The organism is Streptomyces sp. NPDC051907, assembly GCF_040681075.1.
GTDB lineage: Bacteria > Actinomycetota > Actinomycetes > Streptomycetales > Streptomycetaceae > Streptomyces.
The window spans coordinates 1-15,403 of the sequence record NZ_JBFAYB010000090.1; the positions used below are offsets into that span (position 1 = coordinate 1).

At 72.0% G+C, this 15,403-nt stretch carries 14 protein-coding genes; 2 read left to right on the forward strand and 12 right to left on the reverse strand.

Features of this window, described 5'->3' with window-relative positions; translation table 11 throughout:
- The 3 genes from AB0M39_RS32820 to AB0M39_RS32830 form a co-directional block, all read right to left on the reverse strand.
- Positions 1–3,120, reverse strand: a 3,120-nt coding sequence (locus AB0M39_RS32820; protein ID WP_365370234.1) for an AAA family ATPase, incomplete at its 3' end; no start/stop codon positions are given.
- Positions 3,121–3,383: 263 nt separating this feature from the next.
- Positions 3,384–3,602 (reverse strand): hypothetical protein, encoded by a 219-nt coding sequence (locus AB0M39_RS32825; RefSeq protein WP_365370236.1) that lies wholly within the window; start codon positions 3,600–3,602, stop codon positions 3,384–3,386.
- A gap of 391 nt (positions 3,603–3,993) precedes the next feature.
- Positions 3,994–4,275 (reverse strand): acylphosphatase, encoded by a 282-nt coding sequence (locus AB0M39_RS32830; protein ID WP_365370238.1) that lies wholly within the window; start codon positions 4,273–4,275, stop codon positions 3,994–3,996.
- A gap of 148 nt (positions 4,276–4,423) precedes the next feature.
- On the opposite strand from AB0M39_RS32830, the gene AB0M39_RS32835 reads away from it, so the two are divergent.
- Positions 4,424–5,320 (forward strand): CAP domain-containing protein, encoded by an 897-nt coding sequence (locus tag AB0M39_RS32835; RefSeq protein ID WP_365370240.1) that lies wholly within the window; start codon positions 4,424–4,426, stop codon positions 5,318–5,320.
- Between the two features lie 140 nt (positions 5,321–5,460).
- Positions 5,461–5,919: a helix-turn-helix domain-containing protein gene (locus tag AB0M39_RS32840; RefSeq protein WP_365370242.1), complete on the forward strand. Its 459-nt coding sequence runs from the start codon at positions 5,461–5,463 to the stop codon at positions 5,917–5,919.
- Here the strand turns inward: AB0M39_RS32840 and mutM are convergent.
- The 9 genes from mutM to AB0M39_RS32885 form a co-directional block, all read right to left on the reverse strand.
- Entirely contained in the window at positions 5,874–6,752 is an 879-nt protein-coding gene (gene mutM / locus AB0M39_RS32845; RefSeq protein WP_365370244.1) for a bifunctional DNA-formamidopyrimidine glycosylase/DNA-(apurinic or apyrimidinic site) lyase, read from the reverse strand. The genes AB0M39_RS32840 and mutM overlap by 46 nt on opposite strands.
- 177 nt (positions 6,753–6,929) lie before the next feature.
- A complete protein-coding gene (gene rnc, locus AB0M39_RS32850; RefSeq protein WP_365370246.1) occupies positions 6,930–7,802 on the reverse strand; it encodes a ribonuclease III in 873 nt (290 codons plus the stop codon).
- Positions 7,803–7,821: 19 nt separating this feature from the next.
- The gene (rpmF, locus tag AB0M39_RS32855) at positions 7,822–7,995 is read right to left on the reverse strand and encodes a 50S ribosomal protein L32 (protein ID WP_026165248.1); all 174 of its coding nucleotides are present in this window, start codon (positions 7,993–7,995) and stop codon (positions 7,822–7,824) included.
- Positions 7,996–7,997: 2 nt separating this feature from the next.
- Positions 7,998–8,645, reverse strand: a complete 648-nt coding sequence (locus tag AB0M39_RS32860; protein ID WP_365370295.1) for a DUF177 domain-containing protein — start codon at positions 8,643–8,645, stop codon at positions 7,998–8,000.
- 150 nt (positions 8,646–8,795) lie between these two features.
- The gene (locus AB0M39_RS32865) at positions 8,796–9,923 is read right to left on the reverse strand and encodes a cell division initiation protein (protein WP_365370248.1); all 1,128 of its coding nucleotides are present in this window, start codon (positions 9,921–9,923) and stop codon (positions 8,796–8,798) included.
- A 99-nt stretch (positions 9,924–10,022) separates the two neighbouring features.
- Positions 10,023–10,502 (reverse strand): pantetheine-phosphate adenylyltransferase, encoded by a 480-nt coding sequence (gene coaD / locus AB0M39_RS32870; protein ID WP_365370250.1) that lies wholly within the window; start codon positions 10,500–10,502, stop codon positions 10,023–10,025.
- Positions 10,503–10,528: 26 nt separating this feature from the next.
- Positions 10,529–11,113, reverse strand: a complete 585-nt coding sequence (gene rsmD / locus AB0M39_RS32875; protein ID WP_365370252.1) for a 16S rRNA (guanine(966)-N(2))-methyltransferase RsmD — start codon at positions 11,111–11,113, stop codon at positions 10,529–10,531.
- 212 nt (positions 11,114–11,325) lie between these two features.
- Positions 11,326–13,524, reverse strand: a complete 2,199-nt coding sequence (recG, locus tag AB0M39_RS32880; protein ID WP_365370254.1) for an ATP-dependent DNA helicase RecG — start codon at positions 13,522–13,524, stop codon at positions 11,326–11,328.
- 135 nt (positions 13,525–13,659) lie between these two features.
- On the reverse strand, positions 13,660–15,240 hold the full coding sequence (locus tag AB0M39_RS32885; RefSeq protein WP_365370256.1) for a DAK2 domain-containing protein: 1,581 nt from the start codon (positions 15,238–15,240) through the stop codon (positions 13,660–13,662).
- Positions 15,241–15,403: the final 163 nt, after the last annotated feature.

Sequence of the window (15,403 nt, forward strand, 5' to 3'; positions counted from 1 at the left end):
GGGAGCGACCTGGTCGACGCTCACGGGCGGCGGAGGGAACTCCCGCGCGATGACCGCGCCTCCGGCATGACGGGCGCCGGCGGCCACGGCGGCGGCGACCTCGGCCTCGTGGCGCAGCCGGGCGCGGCGCTGCTCGGCGCGGGCGCGTGCCTCGCGCTCGGCGCGGGCCCCCCGGTCGAGCGCGTCGGCGCGGCCGGCCAGGCCCTTGACGCGCTCTTCGTGCGTACGGACTTGGAGGCGGGCCTCCATCTCGGTCTGGCGCGCGTTGGCGCCGTCGGCGGCGAGACGGTCCCGTACGGAGGTGTCGGGCTCCTCCTCGGCCGGGGCCTCCTCGGCCACGAGCAGCCGCTCGGCGAGCTCCTCGGCGTCCATCGTCGCCTTCTCCAGGGCCTCCTGGGCGCGGGCGGCGGCCGCGGCGGAGCGCTCGGCCTCCCCCGCGGCGCCGCGGGCCTGGCCGGCGAGCCTGCCGAGCTGCCCGGACACGGCGGACTTCTCGCGGTCGGCGGCGCGCCGGCGCTCGCCCAGCTCCTCGACGAGGGCGGCGCACGCGCGCCGCCGGTCGGTCGCCTCCTGCTGGCCCAGGGCCAGCTGCTCGCACCGTACGGCCAGTTCCTCCAGCTCGGCGGCGGCCTCGTCGACGGAGGCCTGCACCTCGAGCAGGCTGGGCGCGCCGGCCGACCCGCCCTGGGCGAAGTGCGCGCCGAGCACGTCGCCCTCTGCGGTGACGGCGACGGCGTCGGGCCGCGAGGCGACCAGGTCCTCGGCGTCCTCCAGGGTCCCGACGACCACCATGTCGCGGACGAGGCGCCGCACGGCGGGCAGCAAGGCGGCGGGCCCGCGGACGAGTTCGACGACGGGGCGCGCGCCGGCTGACGCGGTGCCCTGGGCGGGCAGCGGACTGGGTGCGGGGACGGCGGCGTGTCCGGACGGCTCGAGGTCGGGGGCGCCGGAGCCCTCCTCGCCTCCGGTCGGTGCGTGTCCCGGGGCGGGAACATCAGGCGAAGCCTGAGCGGGGGCGGGTACGGAGCCGGTCGCGGCATACGACGCGTGCTCCGCGCCCTGACCCCTGCCGGCGGACGCGCCGGAACCCTCCTCGCCCCCGGCTGGCGCGTGACCCGGCGCCGGAACGGCAGCCGAAGCGTGAGCGGACGCGGGTACGGAGCCGGTCGCGGCATACGACGCGTGCTCTGCGCCCTGGCCCCTTCCGGCGGCCGCGCCGGAGCCGTCCTCGCCTTCGGCCGGGCCCTGGCCCGGCACCGGGACGGCAGCCGAAGCCTGAGCGGACGCCGGACCGGGGCCGGGTGCGGGAACAGACCCAGAAGCCGGAGCAGGAACAGGAACAGACGCAGGAACAGGAGCAGACACAGAAACAGCCGCAGGCACCGCCCCCGCCCCCGTGCTCACCGCCGCCACCAGCAGCGCCGCCCGGCCCGCGTCTTGCTTGCGCAGCAGGCGGATCGCCTCCGCCGCCGTCGTCGGGTCGCTCACCGCGAGCGCGTCCGCCGCCGCTCCCAGCGCCGCCGCGACCGGGACCTCGTAACCCGGGGTCACCGTCAGCAGCTCGGCCGCCGGCCCCAGCAGGCCCGCCAGCCGGTCCTTCGCGCCGAGCAGCGCGCCCGTGCCGTCCTTGCGCCGCAGCCCCAGGGCCAGCGCCTCGCGCCGTGCGGCGACCGCCGCGCGCTTGCGCTCCGCCGCCGTGAGCGCCTCGCGGGCCGCGCTCAGCGCCGACTCCGCGTCGGCGAGCTCGCGCTTGGCCGCGTCGTGCCGGTCGCCCAGCTCCGTGTCGGACGCGTCCAGCCCGTCGACCTCGGCCTTGAGCTGCTCGTACTCCTCCTGGGCCGACGTCGCCCGCTCCTGGGCCTCGTCGCGGGCCGTCGCCAGCCGGTCGATCTCGGCCTGCGCCGAAGCGGCCCGCGAACGGGCCGCGTTGACCTGCCCGTTCAACCGGGCCAGCCCCTCGCGCCGGTCGGCGATGGCCCGGGCCACGTCTTTCAGCCGACGCTCCTCGACCGTCAGCTCGCGCTCCAGCTCGGCCCGGTGCGCGACGGTGTCCTCCAGGGCGTGCTCCGCCGCCTCCAGCGCGGCCTCCAGCTCCGCCTCCTGCTCGCGGATCCGAGCAGCCTCGCGCTCCATGTCCTCGGGCTCCCGGCCGCGCCGCTCCTCCGCGGGGGCCTGGGTGGCGCTCTTGACCCGCGCGTCGGCCAGCGAGATCGTCCCGCGCACCCGCTCGGCCAGCTGCGACAGCTCGTACCAGCTCTGCTGGGCCCGCTGCAGCCGCGGCGCCAGCCGCCGCACCTCGTCCTCCAGGTCGGCCTCGCGCGCCAGGGCCGCCTTGAGCTCGGCCTCGGCCGCGTCCTTGCGCGCCTTGAGCGCGGCCTCGTCGGCGATCTCGGTCGAGAGCGCCTGGCGGAGCCGTACGAGATCGTCGGCGAGCAGCCGCAGCCGCGCGTCGCGCAGATCGGCCTGGATGACGGCGGCGCGGCGCGCCACCGCGGCCTGCCGACCCAGCGGCTTGAGCTGCCGCCGCAGCTCGTCGGTCAGATCCTGTACGCGCGCGAGGTTCGCCTGCATCGCGTCGAGCTTCCGCAGCGCCTTCTCCTTGCGCTTGCGGTGCTTGAGGACGCCGGCCGCCTCCTCGATGAAGGCCCGTCGCCCCATCGGGTCCGCGTGCAGCACGGAGTCGAGCTGGCCCTGTCCGACGATGACGTGCATCTCGCGGCCGATGCCGGAGTCGGAGAGCAGCTCCTGGATGTCGAGCAGCCGGCAGGTGTCGCCGTTGATCTGGTATTCGCTGCCGCCGTTGCGGAACATGATCCGCGTAATGGTGACTTCGGCGTAGTCGATGGGGAGCGCGCCGTCGGAGTTGTCGATGGTCAGCGACACCTCCGCGCGGCCGAGCGGCGGGCGCCCGGTCGTGCCGGCGAAGATGACGTCCTCCATCTTTCCGCCGCGCAGGGACTTGGCGCCCTGTTCGCCCATGACCCAGGAGAGCGCGTCCACCACATTGGACTTGCCGGAGCCGTTCGGGCCCACGACACAGGTGATGCCCGGCTCGAAACGCAGCGTCGTCGCCGAGGCGAAGGATTTGAACCCGCGCAGGGTCATGGCCTTGAGGTGCACGCAGCCGGACTCTACCTTTCGCCTTGCCGTGATCGCCGGAGCCTGTCCGGTCGGGCCTGCCACCGGGAGATGTCCGCCGGGTGTCGAACAGCCGTACCCGGGGAAGACAGCGTGCGCACGGTTTCACCCGTCAGGACGCAGGGCAGATCATTCGGTAAGAGTCGGGCCGAAGGCCTGCACGGCACGGGGGGCGGAAAGAAAGAAGGGACGCCGAGGCGTCCCTTGCATATCTTGCGCGATGTATCTCGAGCAGATCACCTCGCTCAGGTGAGCGCTGGCTCCGCCTGAGGTACATCGATGTCGATGCCGTCAAGCAGCGACTCTCGAGGGTGCTGAGCGACGGCAGCATTGAGCGCGTCGTTCTCGGACTGGATCCGTACAAGCTCGGATTCGAGGTCCTGGACGCGCTGCTGAAGCCGTCGCATCTCGGCGAGGAGTCGCGGGTCGGAACCGCCGACGTAACCGAGAAGCGCCTTTGCCATGATGGATGGTCCTCCACACTGAGTGACCGACCGAAGCGGTGTGGGTCGTGAGGGATTCGCACCCGCGGTGCTCGACAGTGCTTGTTACTGCTTGTTATTGCTGCGGTTCTTACTGCCAAACAGCTAAGGTGCGCGGGGCTTCCAGAGTCTCACCAAAAAGTTTGACGGTCAACACGATCACGCCCCGTATCAGCGGGCAACCCGGGGGCATACGGCCGCGGAACACGCGGCGGAGCCTCTTCTGCGGGGCCCTGGGGGCGTAAGGATCATCCTTACTCGCGCAGCCTGGCACGACAAGCCCTTCTTGGCAACCACCAGGTCATTTCTGCCGCGGGCAGGTGCGCGAGGCATGTCCACAGCACTCCAGAACGATGAAATGACCGGTCGCGCGTCAGCGGATCGCGAAGTCCTCATAACCGCCTCGCGGAGTGCCCCAGATCTCTGTGACTCCGTCCACACGTCCGGGTGTGTCGTCCGAGCGAAGCCACTCCAGCAAACGGTGGCAATTATCACGTGGACCTTCTGCTACAACTTGCACCCTTCCGTCGTCGAGATTGAGGGCGAAGCCGGTAAGGCCGCCGATCTCCAGAGCATTTGCCCTGGTGAACCAGCGGAAGCCCACTCCCTGTACTCGACCGCGTACCCACGCGGTGAGCCGAGCAACATCGTTCATGCGTGCACGGTAACCGGGCAATTGCACTCGGAGCACTTCCCTCTCTCCTGGCATCGGCTACAGTCCCGTCGCAATGAACTCACTCGTATGGGTGAGTCACTTTGATGATCGACCGACGTTCGACCGTCGAGCAAGGAAGGCACAGCACATGGGACGCCATCGACGCTCCCGGCGTTTGCCCGTCCGCACCGGCTTGCTCGGCGCCTCCGCAGCCATGGCGGTGGGCGCCGTGGCCGTCGCGTCCGGCCTGCTGCCGGGCGGCGACACCTTCACCGTCAGCGGCGGCGACGCGGCCGAGCAGGTACGGACCGAGGGCTCCGCCAGGCTTCAGACGCAGGGCGACACGAGCTCCGAGCCCACGAACGAGGCCTCGAAGTCCGCCAGCCCGACGGCGCAGCGCCCGCACGCCCCGTCCAAGAGCCCCTCGGGGACGCCGGCCAAGCCGAGCAAGACCCCCGCGAAGGCGAGCAAGACCCCGGACAAGCCCAAGGCGACGCCTTCGAAGACGGCGTCTTCGAAGCCGGCCAAGCCGACCAAGGCGCCGGCGCCTCCGAAGCAGGAGGAGCGGAAGGCAGAGGAGAAGAAGGAGAGCGCGGCTCCCAGCCGTACGCAGACGCGTGCGCCGGAGCGGGCGCCCAAGCGGCCCGCCGCGCCGTCCTCCTCCGCCGCGGACGACGCCGAGGCGACCGTGCTGAGCATGGTCAACGCGGAGCGCGCCAAGGTCGGGTGCAGCCCGGTCACGGCCGACCCCGAGCTCGCCGACCTGGCCGGCGACTTCAGCGCCGACATGGCGGCGCGCGGCTTCTTCGACCACACCGACCCGGACGGGGCGACGCCCTGGGACCGCGCCGAGAAGGCGGGCGTCACCGGCCTGGGCGGCGAGAACATCGCCCGCGGCCAGGCCGACGCGGACGCGGTGATGAACGCCTGGATGAACAGCGACGGCCACCGCGCGAACATCCTGAACTGCAGCTACAAGACGCTGGGCGTCGGCGTGCACATGGGCCCGGGCGGGCCCTGGTGGACGCAGGACTTCGGCTTCTGAGCGCACCGCACGACCGAACGGCCCCCCTCGCATCCGCGACGGGGGCCGTTCGGCTTTTCTGCTTTCGGCCTTCCACTCTCTGCCTTCTGCTTTCTGCCGCACAGCGCTGCGCGGGAGCAAGCGGAGGTAGGGTGACCGCCATGGACGGTATCCACCCATTTGATGTGTTCTCGAAGTACTGCCCCTCACGCGTCACGCTCGAGCATGTGACCGGACGCTGGGGCAGTCTGACGCTCGGCTCGCTGTACGAGGGGTCCCTCCGCTTCAACGAGCTGCGCCGCCGCGTCGACGGCGTGAGCGAGAAGATGCTCTCCCAGACGCTCCACGCGCTGGAGCGCGACGGTCTCGTCCACCGGGAGGCGCAGCACACCAATCCGCCCCGGGTCGACTATGAGCTCACCCCGCTGGGCCGCGCCGTCGCCGAGCGGCTGATCGGGCTGATCGACCTGGTCGAGGCCCGGATGCCGGAGGTGATCGCCTCTCGTGAGCGATACGACGAGGCGCGCGAGAGGGGCCGGGCGCGGCTGACCGGTCAGGAGCCGACGCTGCCGGGTCAGACCGAGGCGCCCGGCGAGGCCGAGGTGCGGGGCGGACGCTGACAGCGCGGACAGAAGTAGCTGGAGCGGTTCATCCAGGGCCGCCGCCGTATCGGAGTGCCGCACCGGCGGCACGGCTCGTCCTCCCGGCCGTACGCGTCCAACGACCGGTCGAAATAGCCTGATTCACCGTTCACGTTCACATACAGACTGTCAAAACTCGTGCCGCCGACGGCCAGAGCCGCGACCATCACATCCCGTACATGGCCCAGGAGTTCGACCGAGCGGGGCCGGGCGAGGGCGGCGGTGGGACGGTCGTAGTGGAGCTTGGCGCGCCAGAGCGCCTCGTCCGCGTAGATGTTTCCGACGCCGCTGATCAGCGACTGGTCGAGCAGCGCCCGCTTGATCGTCGTACGGCGCAGGCGCAGCGCGGTGTGGAAGGCCGCGTCGTCGAAGGCCGGGTCGATCGGGTCGCGGGCGATGTGCGCGATGACGTCGGGGAGGCCCTCCGGGGTGTTGTCGTGGAGGGAGAGCCCGCCGAAGGTGCGCTGGTCGACGAAGCGCAGCTCGGTGCCGAGCGCGTCGTCGAAGCGGATGCGGATGCGCAGATGCTTCTCGTCGGGGGCGCCCTCGGGCTGCACCAGGAGCTGGCCGCTCATGCCGAGGTGGCCGAGGATCGAGGTGTCCGTGTCGGCGAGCGGCAGCCAGAGGTACTTTCCGCGGCGGCGGGCGACGCCGACGCTGTGGCCCCGAAGCCGCGCGGCGAAGTCCTCGCCGCCCGCGAGATGGCGGCGGACCGCCCTCGGGTGCAGCACCTCGACCTCGGCGATCGTCCGTCCGCCGACCCAGCGCTGGAGTCCACGGCGTACGACTTCGACCTCGGGCAGCTCGGGCACGGGGCTCCTTCGACGACTCACGCGGTGATGTCGGCAGCGTACCGCCAGGTGGGCGACGGAAAACCCGTGAAGCCCCTCGCACCAGCGGTGCGAGGGGCTTCACCGGATCTCACAGGCTCTGCCGGGGTCTCCCCTGGCGGGCCCGAAGGAAGCACGGACGGACGCGGCCCCGAGGCCTCAGGCCGAGGCCCGGTCGTCCGCGGGCGAAGGGGTGTCGGCGGCCCCTTCGGCCTCGGTCTGGTCGGCGGCGCCGGCGTCCGCTTCGGTCACGGCTTCCGCCGTGGCCTCCGCCGCTGCCTTCGCCGCTGCGACGCGCTCGTCCGCGGCGGCACGGATCTCCCGCCACGCGGACTCCGCCGCCTGCTGTTCCGCTTCCTTCTTGCTGCGGCCGGTGCCGGTGCCGTACGAGACACCACCGACGCGGGCGGCAGCAGTGAAGGTCTTCTCGTGGTCCGGGCCGGTCTCGGTGACGAGATACTCCGGAACGCCGAGCCCCTCGGCTGCGGTGAGCTCCTGGAGACTGGTCTTCCAGTCCAGGCCCGCTCCGAGGTTCGAGGACTTCTCGATCAGCGGGTCGAAGAGCCGGTGCACCAGCTCCGACGCCGCTTCGAGGCCCCGGTCGAGATAGACCGCGCCGATCACCGCTTCAAGGGTGTCGGCGAGGATGGACGCCTTGTCCCGGCCGCCCGTGCCCTCTTCACCGCGGCCGAGCCGGATGAAGAGCCCGAGCTCGAGGCCGCGGCCGACCTCCGCCAGCGCACGCGAATTGACCACCGCGGCCCGCAGTTTGGCCAGCTGGCCTTCGGGCAGGTCGGGGTGGGTGCGGTAGAGGGTGTCGGTGACCACCAGGCCGAGGACCGAATCCCCGAGGAATTCGAGCCGTTCGTTGGTGGGCAGGCCGCCGTTCTCGTACGCGTACGAGCGGTGGGTCAGCGCACGCACCAGAAGGGCGGACTCGAGGTGATACCCGAGCCGCCCTTCCAGAAGCGTGTGGGACGAGGCTGCGTTTACTGTGTCTGCCTGCTTCTTGGCATTGGACAGCTCAGACATCGGGCCTCTCACCAGCCGCTCAGACCTCGAGGACCTGGCGCTTGTTGTAGGTGCCGCAGCTCGGGCACGCGATGTGCTGCTGCTTGGGCTCCTGGCAACGCTCACACGAAACCAGGGTGGGGACCGCAGCCTTCCACTGCGACCGGCGGTGGCGCGTGTTGCTGCGCGACATCTTCCGCTTCGGAACAGCCACGGCTACTTCTCCTGCTTCTCGTCGACGCCCGGTTCGGCGCCGCTCATGTTGTCCTTCTCATCGGTCCCGAGTGAACCGGCGAGTCCCTGCAGTGCCGCCCAACGAATGTCGACGGCGTCATGGTGGTGGTCCGGGTCTTCGTTCAGGTTGATTCCGCATTGGGAACACAGACCTGCGCAGTCCTCCCGGCACACCGGCTGCATCGGCAGTGCGAGCACCACCGCATCGCGCAGCACGGGTTCGAGGTCGAACATGCCGTCCTCGAGGAAGATCATGCTCTCGTCCTCGGCGTCGTCGCCGGGCTCCGCGGCACGGCCGCGGCCCCGGTCGTCGGCGTCGGGGTACGAGAACATCTCCTGGAAGTCCGCCGCGACCTCTTGGCGCAGCGGCTCCAGACACCTTACGCACTCCCCCTCAGCCGATGCACGGGCGGTGCCTGTGACAAGCACCCCTTCCATGACCGACTCAAGGCGGAGGTCGAGCTCGACGGGCTCGCCGCCCGGCACCCCGATGACACCCTCGACGCCGAGGACGGCCGGCGAGCCGGGCGCGTCTACCGTGCGGGAGAGCCGCTGGAGGGCACCAGGCCGCCGACCCAGCTCGTGTGTGTCGAACACGAGGGGGTTGCGGTGGTCGAGGCGCGTGCTCAGGGCTCTTCCTGCTTTCGGATCGTGGGAGAGGGGCCGGCCCGATTCTGGGGTCGAAGCGGGCAGCCGGGATCGCGAAGCTACGCGCGACCGAAGAGCCAGGATACTGGACGGGCCGCTGAAGACCCAATCCGGAGGATCCCGGCGCCTGGGTCAGCGCCCCTGCTCGTACCGGCGCAGCTGCTCGAGGTCGATCATGCTGGTGTCGAAGAGGCTGGTCTCGTCGAGGGCGCCGCCGGCCTGCTGGGCCTCGGGGGCCTGCTGGGGCGGGTGCGGCGGAAGCTGCGGGACCTGCTGCTGCGACTGCTGCGGGACCTGCTGCTGTCCCCCATAGCCTCCGGCATGGGAGGCGCCCCCGGCGTACGGATCCTGCTGGGCGTACTGCTGCTGGTCGTAGCCCTGCTGCTGGTACGCGGCGTAGGGGTCCTGCTGGTAGCCGGCGTAGGCGTCCTGCGACTGATACGCGTAGGGGTCCGTCTGCGCGGGGATCTGCGCGTACTGGGGCTGGGCCTGCGGCGGGGCGGGGACCTCGGCCTGCGGCTGGGGCTGGGGCTCGGGGACCTCCGCGAGGCCGGCCAGATAGTCGGCGTCGCTGGCGTGCTGCTGGGCGCCGGCCGCGTCCTGGGCGGCCATGTGCTCGCCGAGGGCGTCGCTGGTGGTGCGGCCGTGCAGCTTCTGCCGGCCGCGGCCGACCGCCACCAGGGTCTTGGAGAGCACGGCCTCGAACGCGCCGAGCTTGGCGTCGACGTATTCGTCCGCACGCTGGATCAGCGTCTGCGGGTCCGCGCTGTACTCGGGGGCGTCCTCGTCGGCGTACCCCTGGGCGTCCAGACCGGGGCCGCGGCCGAGCAGCTTCTCGCGGCCGCGGTCGACGGAGCCGATGGTCTTGTTGAGGACGACCTCGAAGTTGGCGAGCTTGGAGTCGACGTAGTCGTCGGCCTCGGCGCGGATCTCCTCGGCCTCCCTGCGGGCCTCGGCGAGGATGCGGTCCGCCTCGTCCTGGGACTGGCGGGCGACCTGGGTGTCCGAGATCAGCGAGCCGCGCTCGGCGTGGGCGGTCTGGATGATCCGCTCGGCCTCCTGGCGGGCCTGCTCGACCAGCTGCTCGCGGCCGCCGATGAGCTCCTGGGCCTGGGCGAGCGAGCCGGGGAGGGCCTGGCGGACCTCTTCGAGCATGGCGAGCAGCTCGGCGCGGTTGACCACGCAGGAGGCCGACATGGGCATGGACCGGGCGCTCCCGACCGCGTCGACGATCTCGTCGAGCTTCTTCTGCACGTCCACCGTGTGTTCGCCACTCTCTGCAAGCCGATTGGAGACGGACGGGACGACTGTACGGCCAGTCGGGACCCGTCCGACACCGGGTGACGCGGTGTCAGCCGGTCACTTCTCGCCGAGCCGCTGGACCAGGGCCGCGTGGACCTGGGGCGGCAGCAGGTGGGAGACGTCGCCGCCCCAGGCGGCGACCTCCTTGACCAGGCTGGAGGAGAGGAAGCTGTAGGTGGGGTTCGTCGGGACGAAGAGCGTCTCGACGCCCGAGAGGCCGTTGTTCATCTGGGCCATCTGCAGCTCGTAGTCGAAGTCGCTGACGGCGCGCAGGCCCTTGACGATGGCGGGGATGTCGCGTTCCTTGCAGAAGTCGACGAGCAGGCCGTGATGGGACTCGACCACGACGTTCCCGTACGCGCCGGTGACCTCGCGGATCAGGTCCATGCGCTCGTCGACCGTGAACAGGCCCTGCTTCGACTGGTTGATCATCACCGCGACGTGCACCACGTCGTACAGCTTGGAGGCTCGGGCGATGATGTCGAGGTGTCCGTTGGTGATGGGGTCGAATGACCCCGGACAGACTGCGCGGCGCAACTGAAGTCCCTCGCTCTCCGGTCCGTTCATCGTGCGTCTTCGCACGTAGAGGCGGCGCGACCGTACCAAAGCGTGCCTTCGCCGTAGCGACGGGCCCGCAGTGGCTCGAATCCCTCGGGCCAGACGAACTCCCCGCCTCTGGTGCTGCGCTCCACGGTGGCGAGCGCGTCGGCTTTGAGCCAGCCCTGGACGCGGAGTGTGAGGAGGATCTCGCGAAGATCGTCGTCGGTGACGGCGTAGGGCGGGTCCAGGAAGACGACGTCGTACGGGTCCTCGGGAGCCGGTCCGGCGACGATCTGCTCCGCTCTGCCCGTGCGGACCTCCGCGCCGGGCAGCGCGAGGGCGCGGACGTTGTCCCGGACGACGCGGGCGGCTCGGGCGTCGGCCTCGACGAGGAGGGCGTGGGAGGCGCCGCGGGAGAGGGCCTCCAGGCCGACGGCGCCGGAGCCGGCGTACAGATCGGCGACGCGGATGCCGCTGAACGTGCCGAGGAACGACTCCCAGCTGGAGAAGAGCCCCTCACGAGCACGGTCGGAGGTGGGGCGGGTGCCCGTCCCGGGCGGCACGGCAATCCGCCGCCCACCGGCGGCGCCGGCGATCACGCGGGTCATGGGTGGGGGTCCTCGTCGTCGGGGGGTGGGGCTGAGCGCGGGTTCACCCCCACGATATGGCTTTGTTCGACGACGGGCGGCGGGGGCGCCGCGTCAGACTCCGGCGCCCGCCCCGGGGTCGGCCCTTCTCCAGGCAGCCCGCCCGCCCCGGGCTCAGCCCTTCTCCAGGCAGCCGCCCGCCCCTTCTCCAGGCTCCGGCGCCCGCCCCGGGGTCAGCCCTTCTCCAGGTAGCTCTCCCGCTCCTCGTTCAAGAGCGCGTCCAGTGCGGTGCGCAGCGCCGGGAGGTCCGTCAGCTCCGGGTCCGCGGCCACGATCGCCGCCGCCTCCTCGCGGGCCGCCGCGATGACCTCCTCGTCGTCGATGACCGTGAGCATCCGCAGCGAGGAGCGCACGCCCGACTGGGCCTGGCCCAGCACATCGCCCTCCCTGCGCTGCTCCAGGTCGATGCGGGAGAGCTCGAAGCCGTCGAGCGTCGCCGCCACCGCGCCCAGGCGCGCCCTCGCCGGGCTCGCCTCCGGCATCTCGGTGACCAGCAGGCAGAGTCCAGGGGCCGAGCCTCGGCCCACCCGGCCGCGCAGCTGGTGCAGCTGCGAGACGCCGAAGCGGTCCGCGTCCATGATCACCATCGCCGTGGCGTTCGGGACGTTCACCCCGACCTCGATGACGGTCGTGGCCACGAGCACGTCGACCTCGCCCGCCGCGAAGCGGCGCATGACGTCGTCCTTGTCGTCCGGCTGCATCCGGCCGTGCAGCACCTCGACCCGCAGCCCCTTCAGCGGCCCCGCCGCGAGCTGCTCCGCGATCTCCATCACCGCGAGCGGCGGGCGCTTGTCCGCGTCGTCCTCCGGCGTCTTCTTCTTCGGCTCGTCGTCGCCGTCGCCGATGCGGGGACAGACCACGTACGCCTGGTGTCCCTTCTCCGCCTCCTCGCGGACGCGTTCCCACGCCCGTGCGAGGAAGTGCGGCTTGTCCTGGGCCGGGACCACATGGCTGGCGATCGGCGAACGCCCCGCGGGCAGCTGGTCCAGGACGGAGGTCTCCAGGTCTCCGAAGACCGTCATCGCGACCGTGCGCGGAATCGGGGTCGCCGTCATGACCAGCAGATGCGGCGGCTGCCTGCCCTTGGAGCGCAGGGCGTCGCGCTGCTCCACGCCGAAGCGGTGCTGCTCGTCGACGACGACCAGCCCCAGATCGTGGAACTGCACCTTGTCCTCGATCAGCGCGTGCGTGCCGATGACGATGCCCGCCTCGCCCGTCACCAGGTCCAGCAGCGCCTGGCGCCGGGCCGCGACGCCCATGGAGCCGGTGAGCAGCACGACCTTGGTGCCCTGCTCGGCGCCGCCGAGCATCCCGCCCTCCGCCAGCTCGCCCATCATCTCGGTGATCGAGCGGTGGTGCTGCTGTGCGAGCACCTCGGTCGGCGCGAGCATCGCCGCCTGTCCGCCCGCGTCGACGACGGCGAGCATCGCCCGCAGCGCGACCAGCGTCTTGCCCGAGCCGACCTCGCCCTGGAGCAGCCGGTGCATCGGGTGCTCGGTCGCCAGGTCGGCGAAGATCTCGGCGGTGACCTTCTGCTGCCCGTCCGTGAGGGTGAAGGGCAGCTTCGCGTCGAAGGCGTCCAGCAGCCCGCCCGGCGCGGCCCTGCGGGCGACCGCGGGCAGCTGCGTGTCCGCGAACCGCCGCCGCGCGAGCGCGACCTGGAGCACGAACGCCTCGTCCCACTTGAGCCGGTCGCGGGCCGCCGCGATGTCCGCCTTGGTCTGCGGCCGGTGGATCCTGCGGAGCGCGTCGGGCAGGTCGGTGAGCCCCCGCCCCTCGCGCAGCGTCGGCGGGAGGGGGTCGACGAGCCCGTCCCAGCCGGTCGCCTCCATCGTGTCGAGCGCGATCGAGAGGGACTGCTCGATCGTCCAGGACTCGAGCTGCTTGCACGCCGGATAGATCGGCAGCAGCTCGTCGGCGAAGGCCTTGACCGTCTCGTCGCTGCTGTCGGCGTCCAGCAGTTTGTACTCGGGGTGGGAGAGCTGGAGCTTGCGGTTGAACACGCCGACCTTGCCGGCGAACATCCCCCGCCGTCCGGGCAGCAGCTCCTTCTGGTGGAAGTACGCCGCCCGGCCGAAGAAGACGAGCTGCATCCGGCCGCTGCCGTCCGTGATGGTCACTTCCAGGCGCTGGCCCTTGCCGCGGTTGAAGCTGTGCATCCGGGCGTCGGCGACCTGGGCGACCACCGTGACGTGCTCGTCCAGCGGCAGCTCGGAGAGGTGCGTGAGCTCGCCCCGCTCCGCGTACCGCCGTGGGTAGTGGTGCAGCAGGTCGCCGAGGGTGTGCAGGTCGAGGTGCTCGGCCATCACCTTCGCGGTGGCGGCGCCGAGCGTCTTCTTCAGTGGTTCATGGAGCGCGGGCACGCGATCCATTGCACACCACAGCACTGACACCCGTCGCGCACCTGTGGATATCCGCTGGTCGCCGCCGCGCCGCCAGCCCCCCGGCCAGCCTCTGCCCGGCCCCGGTCGAAGCCGCGTCACGCACCCCGACGACCAGGCGCCGCATCACTCCACCCCGATCAGGAGCCGCGTCGCTCCCCCGCCCTCGTACGACAGCGTGTCCACCGCCAGGTGCGTGTCCCGCACATGGCCCTCCAGCGAGTCCGTCAGCTCCTGGGGGACCGACTCGCCCCGGACCAGCGTGACCAGTTCGCCGCCCGCGGCCAGCATGCGGTCCAGGACCGTCTTCGCCGTCGCCTCCACGTCCGTGCCGATCACCGCCACGTCCCCGTCGATCAGGCCCAGCACGTCCCCGGCCTGGCACACGCCCGCCATCGTCCACGACTGCCGTTCCGCCACGACGAGTTCGGCGTAGCGCGTCGCCCCCGCCGCCGACGTCATCGAGACGACGTCCTCGTCGAAGCGGCGGTCCGGCTCGTGGACGGCGAGGGCCGCGATGCCCTGGACCGCCGAGCGGGTGGGGATGAGGGCGACCCGCACGCCCTCCGTGCGCGCCTGTTCCGCCGCGGCGGCCGCCGTGTGGCGCAGCTCCGCGGAGTTCGGCAGCAGCACCACCTCGCGCGCGTGCGCCCGGCGGATCGCGTCGACCAGCTCGCCGCTGGCCGGCGGCTCTCCCGGCCGTGCCAGCACGGTCGTCGCCCCGGCCTCCGCGCACAGGCCGGCCAGCCCCTCGCCCGGCACCACCGCGACGACGGCTCGTTGGACGCGCTCGGGGGGATCGCAGTGGGCCGAGGCGAAGTGGGTGATGCGGATCCGGTACGGCCGGCCCGCCTCCACGCCCGCCTCCACCGCCGCTCCCGCGTCGTCGACGTGCACATGGACGTTCCACAGGCCGTCGCCGCCGACCACCACGAGGGAGTCGCCGAGCCCGTCGAGGCGGGTCTTGAGCCGGGTCACGGCCGCGTCGTCGGCCTCCAGGAGGTAGATCACCTCGAAGGCCGGGCCCGCGTCCGCGCACGGCGGCGCCGGCTGCGGCGTGCTCTGCGCCCGTACATGGGCCAGGGGCGGCGGCGCCGGGGCCTCCCCGGACACGGCCTCGACCAGCGCCCCCAGAACGGCGAGCAGCCCCCGGCCGCCCGCGTCCACCACGCCCGCGCGCTCCAGGACCGCCAGCTGCCCCGGCGTCGCCTCCAGGGCGGCCCGCGCGCCTGTGTAGGCCGCCATGGCCGCGTCGTCCACCGCGGAGCCGGCCGCCTCGGCCGCCGCGCCCGCCACCGTCAGGATCGTCCCCTCGACCGGGTGCGCCACGGCCTCCCGCGCCAGCAGCGCGGCCCGCTCCAGCGCCCCCGCCAGATGGTCTCCCTCGCCGATCCGCTCGGCCATGCCCCGCAGCAGCTGCGCCAGGATCGTCCCGGAGTTCCCCCGGGCCCCGATCAGCGCGCCGTGCGCCATAGAGCGCATGGCGTCGGCGGGGGCGGGCTGCGAGACGCCGGTCTCGTGCGCGGCGAACACCGCCTCGACGGCCTGGGCCGCGGACTCCACGGTGAGATAGAGGTTCGTGCCGGTGTCCCCGTCCGCGACCGGATAGACGTTGATCGCGTCGATCTCCTCGCGCTCCCGGCCCAGCGCGTCCAGCGCCAGTGAGCACCAGGTCCGTACCGCTGCGGCGTCGAGGGTCTGCGGCAACGAGGTCCTCCTTCGGCGGTCCCCTCCACGCCCCCAGGGCGAGAAAGGGGAGGCTGGCTGCACCGCAGGGTAGACCCGGGCCTGATCAGGGGCCGGAGCAGGGGCCGGGGAAGCCATGGTAGTTTCGTTCTACGGACGCAGTCGTTGTATGCTGCTCCGGTTG

Excerpts from the sequence above, each read along its gene's own strand:
- rnc (WP_365370246.1), bottom strand. The coding sequence starts at position 7,802 with ATGTCTGAGCTGTCCAATGCCAAGAAGCAGGCAGACACAGTAAACGCA.
- AB0M39_RS32830 (WP_365370238.1), bottom strand. The coding sequence starts at position 4,275 with ATGAACGATGTTGCTCGGCTCACCGCGTGGGTACGCGGTCGAGTACAG.
- rsmD (WP_365370252.1), bottom strand. The coding sequence starts at position 11,113 with ATGACCCGCGTGATCGCCGGCGCCGCCGGTGGGCGGCGGATTGCCGTG.
- AB0M39_RS32825 (WP_365370236.1), bottom strand. The coding sequence starts at position 3,602 with ATGGCAAAGGCGCTTCTCGGTTACGTCGGCGGTTCCGACCCGCGACTC.
- recG (WP_365370254.1), bottom strand. The coding sequence starts at position 13,524 with ATGGATCGCGTGCCCGCGCTCCATGAACCACTGAAGAAGACGCTCGGC.
- AB0M39_RS32840 (WP_365370242.1), top strand. The coding sequence starts at position 5,461 with ATGGACGGTATCCACCCATTTGATGTGTTCTCGAAGTACTGCCCCTCA.
- AB0M39_RS32835 (WP_365370240.1), top strand. The coding sequence starts at position 4,424 with ATGGGACGCCATCGACGCTCCCGGCGTTTGCCCGTCCGCACCGGCTTG.